Source organism: Paenibacillus sp. MER 180 (assembly GCF_023713665.1).
GTDB classification, from domain to species: domain Bacteria; phylum Bacillota; class Bacilli; order Paenibacillales; family Paenibacillaceae; genus Paenibacillus_B; species Paenibacillus_B suaedae.
Genome location: NZ_JAMAVT010000100.1, coordinates 1 through 333 on the forward strand (window position 1 = coordinate 1; position 333 = coordinate 333).

Genomic DNA, 333 nt, shown 5'->3' on the forward strand with positions numbered 1-333 from the left:
CCATGAAAAAAGACACCAGCTGCTCATGACTTTCATAGATCGGAATGGGAACGGCCCAGTTGCGTTTGGCATATCCGCATTTGTTTTCCACATGCCCTTTCTCATGTCCGCTGTATGGATTACAAAACCTCCAGAAAACATTCCTGATTCTCCGCCGGTGTTGGATAAACAAACGAAGCATTACTATATGGAAAGGACACTACTACCAGTTTATAGGTGAGCAGTTGCTGTGCTTGACTCACTTGAATGGTGGTGAAATCCACCTGTGCTTCCCCTGGCGGATGCTCTAGCCGTTCGTAGATCTTGGCTCGCGAAAGTTGCATTTCGTTTTTC

At 46.5% G+C, this 333-nt stretch carries 1 pseudogene; it reads right to left on the bottom strand.

The features are described 5' to 3' along the window. Positions 1–119: 119 nt before the first annotated feature. Positions 120–333, bottom strand: a pseudogene (locus M3661_RS30045) (IS21 family transposase); the annotation flags it as partial.